The sequence below is a fragment of the Acinetobacter sp. YH12135 genome, assembly GCF_013418565.1.
GTDB lineage: Bacteria > Pseudomonadota > Gammaproteobacteria > Pseudomonadales > Moraxellaceae > Acinetobacter > Acinetobacter towneri.
Map to the genome: position 1 here is coordinate 44873 of NZ_VPBU01000009.1, position 19056 is coordinate 63928.

Sequence of the window (19056 nt, forward strand, 5' to 3'; positions counted from 1 at the left end):
TCTTTAAACCACAAGCCTCATCAGCAAAACTTTTGAGGCTTGTAGCTGTTTTTTCGTTACTTTGATCTTTTAGATTACGCCTTACATTGCCTCACGTTGAGCTTCATCTTCTAGATAACTTTCCAAAGAATCATCTAGTGCATAAAGCCATGGTGTGTGATGCGGTTTAGCCATTTTTCCTGTCATCACTGAGCGATAAACTTTATCTCTAAAGCCCATAATATTTTCTTTTTTATGCTTTTTCCATTGCATGAAAATATCGTGTACTGCATCAATATTGAAAGATGGATAGTCGGTCTGCGCAATCAGGCGTTTGATGTAATCCCCTTGAAAACGTGCAGATTGTTCATCGCTCATTAAGCGTTGTTCTTTTTCATGCAAGGTTTGGGTATGGCTTTGCATTTCCTCTATGCTTGGCAACGCAATTTTGCCCAAAATCACATCGCGGACAAACCATGCCTGCGCATCGAACATATTGAAGGTGTACCATTGATCTTGCATACCCAAATAGAACAAACGTGGATTCTTTTCCCAAACCACACCTTGATATAAACCTAGTGGATAAAGGCAGTTATGCGTTCTGAGGCGCAAGCCATCTTCAATAAACGGGAAGTGGTGTAAATAGCCCGTACATAAAATAATGGCATCAATTTTGGCCGATGTTCCATCACCAAAATAAGCAGTATTTTCATCTACACGCAGTAATTGTGGTTTTTCAGACCAGTTTTTGGGCCACTTAAAGCCCATGGCTTTACTGCGATAGCAACTGTAAATTTGTTTGGCGCCGTATTTATAACATTGCGAACCAATGTCTTCGGCAGAGTAGCTGCTGCCCACCAACAGCACTGATTTACCTTTAAATTCCAGTGCATCACGGAAATCATGCGCGTGTAAAATACGACCATGGAATTGATCAAAGCCTTCATAAACAGGGACACGCGGGGTAGAAAAGTGCCCAGAGGCCACCACAACATAATCAAACTGTTCTGAATAATGACGTTGCTGTGCGTAATCTTCGACATCAACCGTAAATTTTTGCGTCGCATCATCATAATGAATATGCTGAACGGCGGTATTAAAGCGGACTAAGTCTTTCACCTGTGCTTTTTCTGCACGACCTTGAATATAATCCCACAACACTGCGCGTGGCGGATAAGACGCGATTGGTTTTTTGAAGTGTTCATCAAAAGTATAATCGGCAAATTCTAGCGCTTCTTTAGGGCCATTTGACCATAAATAACGGTACATACTGCCGTGGACAGGTTCGCCATGTTCATCTATACCTGTGCGCCAAGTATAGTTCCAGAGTCCACCCCAATCATTTTGTTTTTCGAAACATACAATTTCAGGAACTTGTAGACCTTTGGCCTTTGCTGACTGAAACGCTCTTAATTGGGCCATGCCGCTTGGGCCAGCGCCAATAATTGCAATTCGATCCATTGCTATCTCCATTAGTTTTTGAGTTCTTAATTACTTCTCCAATTTTGAGTGACACAATTCAGGATTTTAAATATCCGCATTATAAAAATAAGCAAATACAATCCTAAATTTAGAGATCAAGTAGATCTTGTCAAAATAGGATGTGAATTAAAAAAATAGAAAAAATAAAACACACTAAAGACAGTAAAAATTGCTTAAGCAACTCATCTTTATAAAAAAATGTGTTTTACAAGAAGCATGATCTTATCATAATTTTTGATTAATTTTGGTTTTGCTTAGTTGTAAAAGTGAATTTAAAGTCATTGCTGTTGTTGTTTTGGTTTGATCAATTGGTATATTTTATTGATTTTTATAGAGAAAATAAGATGAAAATTTAAAGCTAATTTTTATCTCATTTTGCCCAATATAAAGGTGATTTTGATGAGATTGTTGCAAAATCTACAATGATATACAGAGGATTGAAAACTGAATCTTAGGCAACATTTTCAGAGAGCCATACCCGAAGTGGACTTCTGAAAAATTAAAAGGATGCTGTGATTGATAGGTGTAATGAAAGTTTAGTTTTTATAAGCCATGAAAGCAGTAGCGTATTTATCAAGCTTTATCTAATGATTGAATGTGCTTTGCGTACATTCAATCATTAAAGTTTGTGGCGACTCAGTAATTAAAGTTTACGCCACACCTTATTTTCATCTTCTAAAGAGACAGTAAAGTTAAATTCGTCGTCTACGGTAACCAAGTAGGAGTTAGGATTAACCAATAAAACTTTTAAAATTGTACCTTGCTCGAATTCAATTGGTGCGCAGTTTTCTTTACGTAGAACAATAGGTTCAAGTAGCTCAATAGCAATGTTTTCTGTTGGAGATTCCATACCGCACCCTAAATGAGTTATTTTTAATCAACTGTATTATATAGTAAATTGATGAATAATCTACACAAAATCGTAAATTTGTGTCGGGTTTAAATATTTTGTACTTGAATTGTTGGTCAAAAAATCGCAATAAATTTGCCCAATACTTCATAATTTGACATTTTAAAAATATAAGAAATTGAAATTTGATGTAATTTCTTAGATGAATGGCAAATGAACAGCGCAGTAAAATATAGCCGATTGATGAAATTTACAGTTTTCAGTATAAAAATAAAATTATTGCTGAAAAAACAGCGTATAAAGTATAAAAGTTAAAGTATCCATTCACGCTTTTTTAAGTGGTGAAGGCACTGGGTTTTACATTCCAAATTAAAAAATAAAGGCTTTTTGTCTGCATGTTTAAGTCATTTTTTCCAAATCCAAAGTGGTTTTTTATTTCATTGCTTGTTTGGTTCGCCATTAATCTGGCTTTGTGGTATTCAGGCGGTAGCGCATGGGGCAGTTGGATTGGCTTCCCACAAGGTTATGCCGAAGCAACATTACCCATTGATGTCAGTCGTTTTTGGTCACCTGCATTTTTATGGTTTTATTTCTGGTTTTTTGTATCAACCACTATTTTTGCCACCTTTTGGAAATTTAAATCTAATAACCCGTGGCAGCGTTGGTCGGTATGGGGATCGGCATTCATCCTGTTCAATATTTGGTTTGGGGTACAAGTCAATGTTGTGGTGAATGCCTGGTACAACCCATTTTATGACCTGATTCAAAAAATGCTCAGTAGTGGCGGTGGAGATGTCAATGAACTCTATGCAGGTGTGCTGACCTTTTTATACATCGCCATGGTGGCAGTGACCTTAATGGTTTTGAATTTATTTTTTGTTAGTCACTATGTTTTTCGTTGGCGTACGGCAATGAATAATTATTACACCGCACATTGGGAAAAACTCAGACATATTGAAGGGGCTTCACAGCGTATTCAAGAAGATACCATGCGCTTTGCCAGAACCATGGAAACTTTAGGGGTAAATTTAGTCGAAGCCCTAATGACTTTGTTGGCATTTTTACCTGTGCTGTTTAGTTTGTCTGTGCATGTCAAAGCCCTGCCTATAGTGGGGGAAATTTCGTATGCCTTAGTTTGGGCTGCAGTGGGTTGGGCAGTATTTGGTACAGTGGTGTTAATTGTGGTGGGTGCGAAGTTACCAGGTCTGGAATTTAATAACCAAAAAGTTGAGGCGGCTTATCGTAAAGAATTGGTTTATGGTGAAGATCACGCTGAACGTGCTGATCCGCTGAGTTTAAAAGAACTGTTTAGCAAAGTGCGTTTGAACTATTTCCGTTTATATTTCCACTATGCCTATTTTAACTTGGTACGCATTTGGTACATGCAATTGGACAATATTTATGGTTTATTTGTGTTGTTCCCAAGTATTGCCGCAGGGGCTATTACATTGGGTTTGATGATGCAAATTGCCAACGTATTTGGCAAAGTCCGTGAATCTTTTCAGTATCTGATTGCATCTTGGCCAACCATTATTGAGCTCTTGTCTATCTATAAGCGTTTAAAAGCATTTGAATCGACATTGGATCACTAGTTGTGGTGGCGACATCCATGATTTGTTGTGGATGTCGCGTTCACATGTTCAGAGCCATGATTGCTAAATATAAATAGATCTGAACAGTTGTATAAAAAATAATATGATTGTTAGTATTCAAAATCATAAAAAACTGTGATGAATTGGATTGTTTTATAAAAATATCAAACGCGATTCAAATAAAGCGATGATTATTTAACTATAAAATCAAGGTGTTAGATTTGTTATTTTCCGCTAATTCATATATTTTCATTCCTATAAAAACAATTGAGAATTGAAACGTGACCTGCAAAAAAATACTTTTGATGGGGGGGGTGGGCAGCCTATTATTTGGTTGTGCAACAGTCGATCAATATAGCCCAAATTCGGTGAAGCATTTTGCATCTGCACAAGAACTGATTGTTCAAAAAAACTTAAATCAGCCCAGTGGTGCCGCTAAAGAATATGTCTATTATTGGGGGCCACAGCGCAAAGATCAGCCTGCTGAATCTATGATTCCACGTAAATATATGGGCAGCTATTGTCAGTCACAAAATGGACGCTTAACGCTGGCCTATAAAAGCTCAATGAGTTTAGTCAAAAATGCATGGTCTAAAAAACTACTCAATACTTATCGAGATGTAAAACAGGGGATTGGGGCATACCGCTGTGTAGGTAATCAGGGCGAAAGTTGGATTGTATCTATTGAACCTGTGGCAGAGCGCCAGTTGGAACAGCGTGGTGAAGCGCGAGTAGTGAGTTTGGTCACTAAAATAATGTCTGAAGATGAAGCACGACGTTTTTACCGCGCGGTTTCTACACCTGCAAAGGCTGCACCTAAAGCAGCTCCAAGTAATCCAAAAACAACAAATGCAACTAAAGTTGCTGAAGTGAAAGAAAAACCTGAAGAGAAAAAAGAGCCTGTAGTTGCATCATTAAAAACAGCTCCACCACGTGTGGTTGAAACACCACAACAGCAACAGACACGTTTATATGTCGCTGCGCGTCGTGATTTAAACAGTGGGCGTAATCAAATTAATGCCTGTAATAATGCGCAACGTGCTTATAACTATGGCAAGTTACAGGGCGCAGAGGGTACACGTATTTATACAGAATCTGGTATGTTGGTGGCACGTTGTTTAACGGGTGTTTCGAGTTATCGGAGTCGTTTTCCAAATTCAGATGCACAGGCAAAACGTATTTTGCAGAATTTAGCCAATAATTATAATCATGCAGGGGCTAAGAATATGTTGAGAGGAATGAAGTGAGGTGATTGCCTCACATTAAATTTTTATTTGTGCACTTGCTAAGTAATGCTTATTAGCAAGTAGAGATTAAAAGTACATTAAGTATTGCACACGTCCTAAGCTGCAAGTAAGTTTGCTAACTAGGTGTACTTATAAATCGCCTTTGCTATTAAAAAAACTCTTATTGTATGAATAAAAAGGGTTATCCACCGATTTTATTATAACTAAGTTCAATATAAGACCGTATTGCATTTAATTCTTCAATTGTGCAAATTGTAAATTCAACATCGCCAACTCCATGATGCCCAATATTGGAAACATCACGGTAATTTGATGTATTTGTAGGTATATCTTCAGGCTTTAATTTTAAATAAATTTTTAAGTTTTTTGCTCGGACTTCTACAGTTAGGATATTTTGAGTGCTTTTATAAGCAATATAATATTTTTTAGGAATTTCCTCGATAGATTCATCAATTTGCATCATAAGCTCCTGTAAAGCTTCGATCAGATCAATGATTTCTTTAGGCTTATTTGCTAAGTGGTCATCTATTGAATATTGTCCAATACTTCTGGTAATTGCAGCTTTTTTTCCTGCAGCAACCATCACAGGATTTTTTGTAGGCTGATCGGTTGAATGTGTTAAAGCGTGAGCATTTGATGTGGCTGTATGAAATACTTCTTCGAGATATAGGCTTTGGTTAGAAAATAGCTGGTAACGCCATAGTTCAATATTTGCACCTATCACTTGTACTGCATGTAAATCATACTTTTTATAGTTTGGTGCAATACAAATAACGCGAATATCAGACCAATCTATCTCAATGTTTTGCCCTAAAACTTTTTTAGCTGCGACTTCAAAATCACCTTTGTGGTCTTGAATCCAATGTAGATAAAATAAACTTTGAGTAATGAGTTCGGATGACTCTACTTTTTTATATTCAATAATGACTGGGTTGTTGTCTTCAGATAATGCGAGTGTATCAATGCGCCCTGCATGTATTGCACCAGTTGAAAACTCACTAGCAATAAACTTGCAATTAAAAACAGGGATTAAATTCTTTTCAATTAAATTTTGCAGATCTTTTTCTAATAAGAAGTTGGTTTTTTCTACAACTTGTAATTGTTGTTGATCTTTAATTTCAAATATTGGCATGTTAAGTCATTCTATGATTTAAAAGTATATTGTGATAAACCCCACACGAAGTGAGGTTTATCTCATAAAAACAAAGAATTAGTCAATTAATCAACCAATCAATTTCTTCATCAATTCATTCACTTGCGCAGGGTTCGCTTTACCTTTCGCTGCTTTCATCACTTGACCAACAAGACCGTTAAAGGCTTTCTCTTTACCAGATTTATACTCTTCAACCATCTTCTCATTGGCAGCGAGAACTTCTTTAATGATTGCTTCAATCGCGCCTGTATCAGTTTCCTGTTTCAAGCCTTTCTCAGCAATAATCTCGTCCGCAGATTTGCCTTCGTCCCACATAAAGCCGAATACTTGCTTCGCGATCTTACCGTTAATCGTGTTGTCCACAATACGCGCGATCATACCGCCAAGTTTTTCCGCAGATACAGGAGAATCAGCCAAATCTAAGCCTGCTTTATTTAAAGCACCTGAGAATTCACCCATTACCCAGTTTGCAGAAACTTTACCTTGAGCCGCACCACCAGCCGCAGCAACTACAGCTTCGTAAAACTCTGACATTTCACGAGTCAGTGTCAGTACGTGAGCATCGTACTCAGTCACACCAAAGTCCGCCACGAAACGTGCACGACGTGCAGCAGGAAGCTCAGGCATAGTCGCCTTAATGGCTTCAATTTGCGCGTCAGGAATAATCACAGGCAACAAGTCTGGATCAGGGAAGTAGCGGTAATCGTTCGCTTCTTCCTTCGAACGCATTGAACGCGTTTCCATCTTCACTGGATCGAACAAACGTGTTTCTTGATCAATGGTGCCATCCCATTCCAAAATTTCCATTTGACGTTCAATTTCAACATTGATCGCTTGTTCAATGAAACGGAATGAGTTCAAGTTTTTAAGCTCACAACGTGTACCGAATGGCTGACCTGGACGACGTAGCGACACGTTACAGTCCGCACGGAATGAACCTTCTGCCATGTTGCCGTCAGAAATACCCAACCAACGCACCAGTGTGTGAATCGCTTTAATATAAGCAACCGCTTCTTCAACTGAGCGCATATCTGGTTCAGATACGATTTCCAATAAAGGCGTGCCTGCACGGTTTAAGTCAATGCCTGACATGCCTTCAAATTGGTCATGGATTGATTTACCCGCATCTTCCTCAAGGTGCGCACGGGTCACGCCAATGCGTTTCACCGCACCATCTTCAAGTTGGATGTCGATATGCCCCAAGCCTACAATCGGGTTATCCATCTGGCTAATTTGGTAGCCTTTAGGGGAGTCAGGGTAGAAGTAGTTTTTACGTGCAAATACAGAAGCCTGATCGATATAAGCATCAATACCTAAACCGAAGCGAATCGCTAAATCTACCACTTCTTTATTCAACACAGGCAAGACGCCCGGCATAGCTAAATCAACAAGGCTGGCTTGCGTATTTGGGTCTTGACCAAATTCGGTTGATGAGCCCGAGAAAATTTTAGAATTGGTTGCAAGCTGAGTGTGAATCTCAATACCAATTACGACTTCCCAGCCATCAATCAGGTTTGATTTCGCTTTCTTTTGATTGCTCGCCATTATGCATTCTCCTCAGCAATTGCCGCGCGTTTGCTATGCCAGTCTGTCGCTTGTTGGTATTGATGTACCACAGATAGCAGTTGTGATTCAGACCAGTAGTTGCCAATCAGTTGTAAACCAACAGGCAAGTTGTCTTGGTCAAAACCAACAGGCGCACTAATTGCTGGTAAGCCTGCCAAGTTCACCGCAATGGTGTAAATATCGCCCAAATACATTTCAACAGGGTCTAAAGATGCGCCAATTTTATATGCAGTGGTTGGTGCAGTCGGTGCAGCAATTACATCTACCTGTTCAAAGGCTTTTAAGAAGTCTTGCTGAATTAAACGACGCACCTTTTGCGCTTTCACGTAATAGGCATCGTAATAACCTGCAGAAAGGGCATAAGTACCAATCAAGATACGACGTTGTACTTCTGCACCAAAACCTTCAGAACGCGAGCGTTTGTAAAGATCTAAAATATCTTGAGGATTTTCTGCGCGGTAGCCATAACGCACACCATCGTAACGAGAAAGGTTAGACGATGCTTCTGCAGGCGCAATCAGATAGTAAGTTGGCACGTAGCTTTCAGTCATGTTGAGATCAATCTCAACCAATACTGCGCCCAATTCTTCTAATTTTTTTAGTGATTCTTCAACACGTGCTTTCACCGCAGCATCTAAACCAGCCACATTGAAGTATTGTTTCGGAATACCAATGCGTAAGCCTTTGAGCGTTGTTGCATTCAGGTTCGCCACATAATCTTCAACCGCTTTATCCATAGAGGTTGAGTCTTTGGCGTCATGACCTGCCATTACATTCATTAAATATGCGCAGTCTTCTGCAGAGCGTGCCATTGGGCCTGCCTGATCTAAAGATGATGCATAAGCGATGATGCCGTAACGTGAAACACGTCCGTAAGTTGGTTTGAGACCAGTCAAACCACAGAAAGACGCAGGCTGACGGATTGAACCACCTGTATCTGTACCTGTAGCAAATGGTGCAAGGTCAGCCGCCACGACAGCAGCAGAACCACCTGACGAACCACCCGGTACATGGTCAAGTGCCCATGGGTTTTTGGTCGCGCCATAGAACGAACTTTCAGAGGTTGAACCCATTGCGAATTCGTCCATGTTCACTTTACCCAAAGTGACCAAACCTGCATTTTTACCTTGTGCCACCACAGTTGCGTCATAAGGCGAGATAAAATTGTCCAGCATTTTTGAACCCGCAGAGGTTTTAATGCCTTGGGTACAAAAAATATCTTTATGTGCAACAGGAATACCTGTCAGTGCTGTCGCTTGACCCGCCTGACGTAATGCATCGGCTGCATCCGCCTGTGCCAGTGCTACTTCATTGGTCACGGTGACATAAGAGCGCACTTGCGGATCAATTTTGGCAATACGTTTTAAATAATGTTCTGTTAGTTCGCGAGAGGAGAATTTGGCTGCCGCTAAACCCTCAGAGATTTCACGAATCGATAAGCGATGTAAATCTGTCATGAGAAAAATTCTTTTACCTTTTTATGAAGTCAAAATGTAACAGCCGAATAAATTATTCAATCACACGTGGAACAAGGTACAAGCCATCCTGAACTGCAGGGGCAACAGCTTGATATTGCTCACGATGATTCTGTTCGGTTACGACGTCTTCACGTAATGGTTGAGGGTGGTCAAATGGGCTTTTTAAAGGCTCAACGTCATCGGTATTTATGCCTTTTAAGCTTTCCATCATGCCTAAAATTTTATTTAGACTTTGAGCATACTCAGCAGATTGCGTATCATTGAGTTTAAGACGAGCAAGATGGGCAATTGCTGAAACTGTTTGTGCATTTAAATCTGCAGAATGCTGAGCATCCGAGGTAGACATAACATCACCTAAAATCAGTATTAATAAAAAATTTCAAAATATCGTGCGTTATAATAAGCGATTGACTTGTTCAACGCACCACATTTAGTTAAAGTTGCCAACTTGCGTCCACATAAAGTTTAATCGAGAACGACTCCGTGATTCTAAAACGACTAATTGGCTTGTTTTCGCCAGACCTAGCCATTGATTTAGGTACAGCAAATACACTTATTTATGCGCCAGGACGAGGCATTATATTAAATGAACCGACAGTTGTGGCAATTCGTCACAGCGGTTCACAGAAAATTGTTGCCGCAGTCGGTCTTGATGCCAAACAAATGTTGGGTCGTACCCCTGCAAACATTTCTGCAATTCGCCCAATGAAAGATGGTGTCATCGCTGATTTTGAAGTGACTGAAACCATGCTGAACCAATTTATTGGCAAAGTGCATGAAAAACGTTTATTCCCACCTGCACCGCGTGTAGTGGTGTGTGTACCATGCAAATCTACTTTGGTAGAGCGCCGTGCGATTCGTGAAGCCGTGTTTAACGCAGGCGCACGTGATGTACGTTTAATTGAAGAGCCAATGGCAGCAGCAATTGGCGCAGGTATGCCAGTCGAGCAAGCCTGTGGTTCAATGGTGGTAGATGTTGGCGGTGGCACGACAGAAATCGCGATCATTTCATTACAAGGTTGTGTTTATTCAGATTCATTGCGTATTGGTGGTGATGTATTTGATGAGCAAATCATTAACTACGTGCGTAAGGCACATGGTTGTGTGATTGGTGAAACCACAGCAGAAACCATTAAGAAAGAAGTTGGCATGGCATTGCCAGATGAAGGTGCTAAACCACTGGAAATTGAAGTGCGTGGTCGTAACTTGGCAGAAGGTGTGCCACGTGCCATTACTGTAACTTCTGATGAAATTACCCAAGCCATTTCTGATCCGTTACAAAGCATTGTATCGGCAGTAAAATCTGCACTGGAACAAACTCCACCAGAACTTTCTTCCGATATTGCAGAGCGTGGAATTGTGCTCACCGGTGGCGGTGCGTTATTGCGTAACCTAGACAAGCTTTTGGCACAAGAAACTGGCTTGCCTGTGGTAGTCGCAGAAGAACCATTAACTTGCGTTACCCGTGGTGGTGGCAAGGTCTTGGAATTCTTTGATAATCCAAACCACGATATGTTATTTGTTGGCTAATACATAGGATTCGGCGGTGCAAACAAATCTGTTTTCCAGACAACCGCCATCTTTTCGCTCTTTTATAATTGCGGTCATTACTTGCTTGGTCATCCTGTTCTTTAACTGGCGTGTCCCGCATGTAATTCAACCTGCACGTGATGTTTTGTATGCGGCATATAATCCAATTTATGCCCTTGCAAGCTATCCTGTATTGTCGCGAGAATGGCTAAGTCAACAAAGTAAGTCTGAGGCTCAATTGCGTCGTGAAAATACCGCGATGCAGGCAGAGCTATTACAGGCTCAAGTCCGTTTGCAAAAATTGTCTGAACTCTCTGCAGAAAATACCCGCCTGCGTGGTCTACTCGATACGCCTCTAATCATTGATGGACGCATGGAAATTGCTGAAGTAATTGGTACCGATGCCGATCCTTTGCGCCACATTATTGTGATTAACCGTGGTTCACAAAATCAGCTCAAAGTCGGGCAAACCGTTTTGGATGATAAAGGCATTATGGGGCAGATCATTGCTGTGTATCCACACAGTAGCCGTGTCATGTTGCTTTCTGACAAAGAACACTCACTTTCAGTGCGTTTGGAACATACAGGCATGCGAGCCATTGTGTCGGGTACGGGCGATTTAGGGCGTTTGAAAATGGAATATGTACCGACCAGTGCCAATATTCAGGTTGGAGAGAAAGTCTATAGCTCAGGCTTGGGCGAGCATTTCCCTGCAGGATATTTGGTTGGAAGCATTGCCAAAATCAGCCGACATAATTCTGGTGAGTTTGCACAAATTGATGTGATGCCTGCAGCACAATTGGCGGGTGGTCATCATGTGGTGGTGCTGTTCTCAGAATCTTTAGCGAAGGAGCAGCCAAATGCCAATCGCTAAAATTGGACAAACCCGACTCGGACAAAACAAGAATAAAGATCCACTATTTCCGATTATTTTTTCTGTAATTGCTGCATCTGTACTCATGGTGTATCCGCTGTCTTATACAGGCTCGGGTTGGCGACCATTGTTTATGTTGATGGTGACCTTGTTTTGGGTGCTTGGGCAACCAACTTGGTGTGGTATTTGGTTTGCCTTTGGTACAGGCTTGTTTGCAGACTTGCTCCTCGATGCACCTTTGGGCATGAATGCCTTGAGTTTTGTGGTGATTACTTTTGTGGCGCGTTTCCTGACTCGTGAGCGCCGTATTATGACGTTTGCGAATTTATGGGTCATTAGTGTAATCGCAATTTTGGCTCACCTCGCCCTGATTTGGGTGATGCAAGTCATGGGTGGGATTCAGTTCCCATTTGCCCGTCATTGGCAACCTTTGCTGAGTAGTATTTTGCTCTGGCCTGTGCTGTATTATTTCTTGCGAAAATGGCGCATTTAATTCTTGCCTCAAGTTCACCGCGCCGTCGGGAACTCCTGCAACAGCTTGGGCTGGAATTTGAAATTTACAGTCCAGACATCGATGAATCTATTTTAGCGGGCGAAGATGTTGCCGCGTATGTTGAGCGGTTGGCATGTGCCAAAGCCGATGCGGTTTTACGGCTATTTCCTGATGCTATTGTGATTGCTGCCGATACCAGTCTAGGCGTAGATGGGCAGATTTTGGGCAAGCCAGAATCCAAAGCACATGCCTTTGCCATTTGGTCACAACTTTCTGGTCGAAAACATGATGTTTTTTCAGGGGTTTGTGTGCGTACAAAACAGAAAAAATCCAGTATAGTGGTACGTACACAGGTTGAATTTCAATCGCTTAGCCTAGATGATATGGAAAGCTACTGGGCAACAGGTGAGCCGATTGGAAAAGCGGGTGCTTATGCGATTCAGGGCATCGCAGCACGTTATATTCCGCGTATTGAGGGCAGTTATAGCAATGTTGTCGGCCTGCCACTCTATGAAACCGTACAGTTATTACAGACAGTTAAGGCACTAAATTAACTGCTGCACAAAAATTTTTATAATGTTTTGAGTTTTATTATGTCTGACGAGTTGTTGATTAACGTCACACCGATGGAGTGTCGGGTGGCGTTAATTCAAAACGGCACGGTCAATGAACTATTCGTTGAGCGTACAGCCAAGCGTGGTTTGGTGGGCAATATTTATAAAGGCAAAGTGGTGCGCGTGCTGCCAGGCATGCAAGCCGCTTTTGTCGATATTGGTTTATCGCGTACTGCTTTTTTGCATATCAATGACATGATTTGGCCGCGCAGCCAACCTACACCGAATGTCTTTGAATTATTGCAGCCTGGGCAAATTCTAACCGTGCAAGTGATGAAAGATATGCTCGGTACTAAAGGCGCACGACTGAGCACTGATCTTTCCATTCCTTCGCGTTATTTGGTTCTAATGCCGTATGGCAGTCATATTGGCGTATCACAACGCATTGAATCGAGTGAAGAACGTGAGCGTCTACGCGGGATCATTGAAACCATTCAGGCTGAGCATAAATTACCAGGCTCAGTGATTGTACGCACAGCAGCCGAAGGCGTCGATGAAGCGGCCTTAGTGCAAGATATGTGTTACTTGGCAAAATTGTGGGAATACATTCAGCGTAAACAAAAAAGCATTGCTGTGCCTTCTTTGATTTTTGAAGAGTTGCCGTTACCGCAACGCGTAATTCGTGATTTGGCGAATGATAACACCGCCAAAATTTATGTCGATTCTCGTGAAATTCACGCCAAATTAAAAGAATTTGTGGATGAGTTTGTGCCCAATATGCACAATCGCCTGATTCATTACCCAGGCGAGCGCCCACTGTTCGATTTATACAATGTCGAAGAAGATATTCAAAAAGCGTTGCAAACCCGTGTGGCATTAAAGTCAGGCGGTTATCTGATGATTGATCAGACCGAAGCCATGACCACCATTGATGTGAATACGGGTTCTTATGTCGGTGGTCGGACTTTAGAAGACACTGTTTTTAAAACCAATATGGAAGCGACACAGGTCATTGCCCGCCAGTTACGTTTGCGTAATTTGGGTGGCATCATCATTATCGACTTCATTGATATGCAAGAAGTACAGCATCGTGATGAAGTCTTGAGTCAGTTTGAGCGTATGCTTGAACGAGATCATGCCAAGACCAAAATTACCCAAGTGTCTGAACTGGGCTTGGTCGAGATGACCCGTAAACGCACCCGTGAATCATTAGAACATTTACTTTGTGAAGCCTGTCCAACTTGTCAGGGACGGGGATATGTCAAAACAGCAGAGTCAGTATGTTACGAAATTTTTCGAGAAATTTTAAGATACGCACGCGCATTTGAATCACAACGTGGCTTTACTGTCGTTGCGCACCCATCGGTGATTGACCGATTGTTAACTGCCGAAGCGCCAGCAGTGGCGGATTTAGAGCACTTTGTCAGCCGTGTGATTAAATTTCAGGTGGAAAATTTATATACGCAAGAGCAATACGATATCATTTTGAGCTGAAATTGTAACAGGATATCGCTAAACAGTTGTTACATCTGAAATTTTACTTTTTTGAGTGAATTCTCAATACTAAGCATACAGAGTAGCCAAAGCCGAACATCTCCCTCGGTTTAGCAAATGAGGTATGTCATGGGTATGAGTAAAGTTGTGATTCAAAAGAGTTTAAAAGTATTAGATCGTAAAGTGACACATAACGGTTATATTGTGGATGAGCAAGGTAAAGAAACTCAAATTACCACCGCAATGGTTAGCGCGGTTTGTCAGCAATTATTAAAACAGTGTCGTACTATTCAAAAATAAGGGGCAGCAATTGCCCCCTTAATTGATTCTATTGAATTATTTTTCTGATGGATTGACGTATCAATCCACGATTTTATTGACCCCTTCAGGCGCATCAATAATCTGTTCAAAACGCTGAATTTCATCTTCCAAGTGTTGCAATAAGTTTTGCATTTTCGGTAAGGCATGACGACAAGCAGTTAAACCAACTTCTAATTTGTCTAAATAGCTGGTCATGGTAATGTTTAAAGCTTGTCCATCTAACACGATTGAAGCAGGGTATAGTGCATCTAGCTTTGCACCATTCCAATACAAAGGTTCACGTGGGCCAGGTACATTGGAAATAACCAAGTTAAAGGCCTGACGTTTTGGCATAATGCCTGACAAAATATTTAAACCAGCAGCGCCGTAAACAAAAGCACTATAGTTCATAATTTGATTGGCATTCATGCGCTTAAAACGCTGCTTGGCATTTTGTACACTGCGGCGCACAATTTTTAAACGCTCAAGCGGATCTTCTTTGTGCGTACCTAAGTTGGCTAAAATCATGGTGATTCGATTGGATACTTCAGAATCGTCATCACGAATAGAGGCAGGCACCATTGCAATAAGAGGTTTTTTAGGTAATGCATATTGGCTGAGTAAGTACTCACGCAATGCGCCTGAGCAAATTGCCAGCACCACATCATTAATAGTTACACCCAAAGCTTTAGCAATACGGTGCAAACGTGCAAACTCAAAAGATTGAGCGGCAAAACGACGTGAGGCGCTCACACGTTGGTTTAAGATGGTGCTTGGTGCTTGGAAGCTAGAAACATAATCGGGGTTACGTCCCATATCTTTGGCAACAGTTTGTGATACTTCATAAACTGCGCGAGGGGTTGCTTCAAACTGACCTTTAACTCCACCAAAAATTTTCTTTAAACGGCTGACTTTCGGTTCTTTCAGGCGTTTAGCACGTGGGCCTTCTACACACCAAGGTGGTACAATTCTTTTTGCATTTTCGTCGTGCGAAAGGGATTTTTCCACCAAACGCATGCCAGCAATACCATCTACCATGGCATGATGAATTTTAAAGAACATCGCAAAACGATTATCTTCAATACCTTCAATAATATGGCAAGTCCAGAGTGGTTTGGCGCGATCAATCAGTGAACTGTGTTCTTGTGAAATATACGTTAATAATTCACGAATGCGACCTGGTTTTGGCAAGGCAATATGACGGAAGTGATGATCGAGATCGAACTCTTCATCTTCATCCCAAAATAGACCATTGAGCTTATTGTTAAATGGTGCAATAGGCATCGACTTTGAATTGCGAATATCGGCAACCAAGTCTTGAATAAAAGTGTCTGGCGCATGTTCTGGAATTTGGAATAAGAATAATCCACCCACATGCATGGGCTGTTGACGTTTTTCGAGTGATAGGAAAATAAAATCAATAGGGTGTAATGGACGCATATTGTGGATTGCCTCACTGCAATTTCTACGCTTGTTCTTATCTGAACAAGGTTTTTAGAGTTATATAAGATTTAATTCAGTATATCTTTTTTATCAAACAAATATAGTGATTTTTGCGCCATCGCAAGTCAATAAAAATCACAGTAAAACTGTGATTTTTATTGTAGTAATAGATGTGTTATTTTAAATTTCCAGCATGTAGACCACATTCTTTGTGCGTAGCTTCTTCCCACCACCAACGACCTTCGCGTTCATGTTGGTTTGGGAGCACAGGGCGGGTGCAAGGTTCACAGCCAATCGAAATAAAACCTTTTTCATGCAAACGATTGTATGGAATTTCCATCATGCGAATGTAGTTCCACACGTCACTGCTTGACCAGTTTGCCAGTGGATTGTATTTAATTAGTTGTTTATTTGGACCAGCAAAACCTGCATCGGCTTGTACCACTGGAATATCTTGACGTGTACCTGGGCTTTGATCTTTACGTTGCCCTGTAATCCAGCCATCTAGTGTTGCCAGTTTTTTTCGTAAAGGTTGAACTTTACGAATTCCGCAACATTCCTGATGTCCATCTTCAAAAAAGCTAAACAAGCCTTTTTCTTGTACCAATTGTTGGACTGCTTCGGTTTCAGGAAAGCAAATTTCGATCTCAATATTATAATATTTGCGTACAGTTTCTAAAAATTGATAGGTTTCAGGATGCAAACGTCCTGTATCTAAACTAAATACACGAAATGGCAAACCTAAATTAGACGCCATATCAATCAGTACCACATCTTCTGCGCCAGAAAAAGAAATTGCAACTTCACCCTGCTGGTTCAAAGCAAGTTTTAAAATCTCGCTAGGCGATTTGTCTGCATATTCGGTTGCGAGTGCATCAACGATATCTATAGTTGGAATGGTGGTCATTATATGTTCCTAGCATTCGGCTTGGAGAAGCTAATCTTACTGAATTAAGCGCTTATTTTAATAGAATTGTCAAAACTCTATTATCACTAAAAAATAAATGCTTATGAACTAAATAGATTTAAAAAAGAACAAGGCAAAAACCGAATCTTCGGCTATGATAGTGAAAATTTTTATTGGTATTTTGGGAGAACCTATGGAAATCGTATGTCTTGATCTTGAAGGTGTGTTAGTTCCAGAAATTTGGATCAACTTTGCTAAAAAAACTGGAATTAAAGAACTAGAAGCAACTACACGTGATATTCCAGACTACGATGTGTTGATGACTCAGCGTTTAAATATTTTAAAGCAGCATGGCTTGGGCTTAAATGATATTCAGGCCGTGATTGCAGACATGGGGCCATTCCCGGGCGCGAAAGAGTTTGTAGAGTGGGTGAGCACACACTTCCAATTGATTATTCTTTCAGACACGTTCTATGAGTTTGCACATCCGTTGATGCAGCAATTGGGCTGGCCAACAATTTTCTGTCACAAATTAGAAACAGATGAAAATGGCATGATTACAGCATACAAATTGCGTCAACCCGACCAAAAGCGCCAGGCGGTTAAAGCATTACACGGTTTAAATTTCCGTGTAATTGCTGCAGGTGATTCGTATAACGATACAACGATGCTAGGTGAAGCGGACAAAGGTTTCTTATTTGATGCACCTGATAATGTGATCGCAGAATTCCCACAATTCCCTGCAATTCATGGTTATGCAGCATTAAAAGAAGCAATTCGTGGTGCTTCGGTACGAGATATTCCTGCTTAATCTGAAGCTGAATACAATAAAGGGCATCATTTGATGCCCTTTGTTTTTATGCAATATTAACAGTGCATTGATTTAGAAGCGGTAGCCAATATTTAATCCATATGCAACAGCGTAATTATTTTCAAACTTGCCTGCTTCCGTGTGTGCACCTGTGACGGCATCAGCATCACCTAACCAGAAGTATTTAAATCCTGCACCAATGAAATAATTTTCGGTAGGTGAGTAGCGAACACCTGTACCCACACTCCAGTAGCCTTCAGTTGGACCTAAGGTCGTAACAGGGTTGCCGGCACCAGAATCCCAGCCTAAAGATACATTACCACCCCAACGATCATTGAACTTACGCCCTACACCAACAGTTGCAGAAATTTGGTCATCTTTATAGTCAATAAGGTTAAATCCATTAGGTTTGGTGGGTACATAACCAGCTTGGCCTAATATTTGAGTAAGCTTGCCAAATTTGTATGGTTGTACTTTAAAATTTGACCAGTCCACCCAGCGAAGGTTTGCAAATGCAACGGTGTTCGCCATAATTCCCGTTTGGAAATCTAGATTGACAGATTGTGGTGTTGTTAGTTGTGTTTTACCTGTAGTAGAACTAATTTGCGTCATGGTTTCATCTAGTGTAGGTGTTTGGGTAAATCCTATTGCACCAAAGTTTTCATAAGCAGTCATTTCATGCTCAATTTCAGAGCGGTAAGTAACAGAAGCTTTAAGTGCGATTTGAGGGATTTGATACGCAACACCCGCTAACCAACCCACAGACTCATCTTCACCGGTTTTAAAATCATAACCATTAAAGGCTGAATATGCAGTACCACGTAAAATAACAGTACCATCTACTGTCTGATATACAGCACCAGCATATAGATTCCAATTTTCATTAGGTTGATAACCCACTAACAAGTTTAAATTTTGGGTATCAACCACAACAGAAGTACTGCCTTGAAATGGTACAGGTCTACTTTCAACAAAATTATTTTTCCCAAAATATTCAGCATCGGCGCCAAAAGGTTGATCGTAAATTAAACCAATCGACACTTTGTTAGTTGCTTGAACTTTTAATGCAGCGTGTGGGAAGTAATAATCACCTGCCATGTCATCTGCTTGGTGTTTATTTTTGTCTTGACCAGATACATTTGGATCTAAAATTGAAATACCTGCTTCTGCATAATTACCCGGTTGTAAAAATGCAGCAATAGATTGACCGGAACGGTCTAAACCAGCAGCAATCGCAGGTGTAAGTGGGAGAGTGCTAAGTAAAATAGCCGAATAAATTCTATTGAGCTTCATGGTCGTTCCC

The 19056-nt window shown here is 40.9% G+C and carries 18 protein-coding genes; 9 read left to right on the forward strand and 9 right to left on the reverse strand.

Features of this window, described 5'->3' with window-relative positions; genetic code table 11:
* Positions 1-81 precede the first annotated feature (81 nt).
* Positions 82-1440 carry an NAD(P)-binding domain-containing protein gene (locus FTU70_RS06795; RefSeq protein WP_136144449.1) on the reverse strand — a complete coding sequence of 453 codons (1359 nt, stop codon included), beginning with the start codon at positions 1438-1440 and terminating at the stop codon, positions 82-84.
* A 664-nt stretch (positions 1441-2104) separates the two neighbouring features.
* Complete coding sequence (locus FTU70_RS06800; protein ID WP_004975391.1) at positions 2105-2311, reverse strand: hypothetical protein; 207 nt, start codon at positions 2309-2311, stop codon at positions 2105-2107.
* Between the two features lie 395 nt (positions 2312-2706).
* Between FTU70_RS06800 and sbmA the strand changes: the two genes are divergently transcribed.
* Complete coding sequence (sbmA, locus tag FTU70_RS06805; protein ID WP_179989358.1) at positions 2707-3903, forward strand: peptide antibiotic transporter SbmA; 1197 nt, start codon at positions 2707-2709, stop codon at positions 3901-3903.
* Positions 3904-4208: 305 nt separating this feature from the next.
* Positions 4209-5150, forward strand: a complete 942-nt coding sequence (locus FTU70_RS06810) for a hypothetical protein (RefSeq protein WP_180060389.1) — start codon at positions 4209-4211, stop codon at positions 5148-5150.
* Positions 5151-5331: 181 nt separating this feature from the next.
* Here FTU70_RS06810 and FTU70_RS06815 read toward each other — a convergent pair whose 3' ends face one another.
* The 4 genes from FTU70_RS06815 to gatC all read right to left on the reverse strand — a co-directional run bounded on the left by FTU70_RS06815 (position 5332) and on the right by gatC (position 9693).
* Positions 5332-6282: a DUF5655 domain-containing protein gene (locus FTU70_RS06815; protein WP_179989360.1), complete on the reverse strand. Its 951-nt coding sequence runs from the start codon at positions 6280-6282 to the stop codon at positions 5332-5334.
* A 90-nt stretch (positions 6283-6372) separates the two neighbouring features.
* On the reverse strand, positions 6373-7848 hold the full coding sequence (gene gatB, locus FTU70_RS06820; RefSeq protein WP_180060372.1) for an Asp-tRNA(Asn)/Glu-tRNA(Gln) amidotransferase subunit GatB: 1476 nt from the start codon (positions 7846-7848) through the stop codon (positions 6373-6375).
* Positions 7848-9326, reverse strand: coding sequence for an Asp-tRNA(Asn)/Glu-tRNA(Gln) amidotransferase subunit GatA (gene gatA / locus FTU70_RS06825; protein ID WP_180060373.1), 1479 nt, complete (start codon positions 9324-9326; stop codon positions 7848-7850). Before gatA ends, gatB begins: the two co-directional genes overlap by 1 nt.
* A 52-nt stretch (positions 9327-9378) precedes the next feature.
* Positions 9379-9693, reverse strand: coding sequence for an Asp-tRNA(Asn)/Glu-tRNA(Gln) amidotransferase subunit GatC (gene gatC / locus FTU70_RS06830; RefSeq protein WP_004975405.1), 315 nt, complete (start codon positions 9691-9693; stop codon positions 9379-9381).
* A gap of 137 nt (positions 9694-9830) precedes the next feature.
* Here gatC and FTU70_RS06835 point away from each other — a divergent pair, with 137 nt between their 5' ends.
* The 6 genes from FTU70_RS06835 (at position 9831) to FTU70_RS06860 (ending at position 14592) form a co-directional block, all read left to right on the forward strand.
* Positions 9831-10877, forward strand: a complete 1047-nt coding sequence (locus FTU70_RS06835; protein WP_004975408.1) for a rod shape-determining protein — start codon at positions 9831-9833, stop codon at positions 10875-10877.
* 16 nt (positions 10878-10893) lie between these two features.
* Entirely contained in the window at positions 10894-11751 is an 858-nt protein-coding gene (gene mreC / locus FTU70_RS06840; protein WP_167846190.1) for a rod shape-determining protein MreC, read from the forward strand.
* Complete coding sequence (gene mreD / locus FTU70_RS06845) at positions 11738-12244, forward strand: rod shape-determining protein MreD (RefSeq protein WP_154320436.1); 507 nt, start codon at positions 11738-11740, stop codon at positions 12242-12244. The genes mreC and mreD overlap by 14 nt, the downstream gene beginning before the upstream one ends.
* Positions 12232-12798 (forward strand): Maf-like protein, encoded by a 567-nt coding sequence (locus FTU70_RS06850; protein ID WP_004975413.1) that lies wholly within the window; start codon positions 12232-12234, stop codon positions 12796-12798. Before mreD ends, FTU70_RS06850 begins: the two co-directional genes overlap by 13 nt.
* 39 nt (positions 12799-12837) lie before the next feature.
* Entirely contained in the window at positions 12838-14292 is a 1455-nt protein-coding gene (gene rng, locus FTU70_RS06855; protein ID WP_104852376.1) for a ribonuclease G, read from the forward strand.
* Positions 14293-14421: 129 nt separating this feature from the next.
* Positions 14422-14592, forward strand: a complete 171-nt coding sequence (locus tag FTU70_RS06860; RefSeq protein ID WP_004975418.1) for a PA1571 family protein — start codon at positions 14422-14424, stop codon at positions 14590-14592.
* A 60-nt stretch (positions 14593-14652) separates the two neighbouring features.
* On the opposite strand, the gene FTU70_RS06865 is transcribed toward FTU70_RS06860, so the two are convergent.
* Together FTU70_RS06865 and FTU70_RS06870 are read right to left on the reverse strand one after the other, a co-directional pair.
* Positions 14653-16032 carry a wax ester/triacylglycerol synthase family O-acyltransferase gene (locus FTU70_RS06865; protein WP_179994820.1) on the reverse strand — a complete coding sequence of 460 codons (1380 nt, stop codon included), beginning with the start codon at positions 16030-16032 and terminating at the stop codon, positions 14653-14655.
* Between the two features lie 178 nt (positions 16033-16210).
* Entirely contained in the window at positions 16211-16942 is a 732-nt protein-coding gene (locus FTU70_RS06870; RefSeq protein ID WP_070155088.1) for a phosphoadenylyl-sulfate reductase, read from the reverse strand.
* Positions 16943-17135: 193 nt separating this feature from the next.
* On the opposite strand from FTU70_RS06870, the gene thrH reads away from it, so the two are divergent.
* Positions 17136-17753, forward strand: coding sequence for a bifunctional phosphoserine phosphatase/homoserine phosphotransferase ThrH (gene thrH, locus FTU70_RS06875; RefSeq protein ID WP_136143847.1), 618 nt, complete (start codon positions 17136-17138; stop codon positions 17751-17753).
* 72 nt (positions 17754-17825) lie between these two features.
* Here the strand turns inward: thrH and FTU70_RS06880 are convergent, their stop codons facing one another.
* Positions 17826-19046, reverse strand: a complete 1221-nt coding sequence (locus tag FTU70_RS06880; RefSeq protein ID WP_180060374.1) for an OmpP1/FadL family transporter — start codon at positions 19044-19046, stop codon at positions 17826-17828.
* Between the last annotated feature and the right edge of the window lie 10 nt (positions 19047-19056).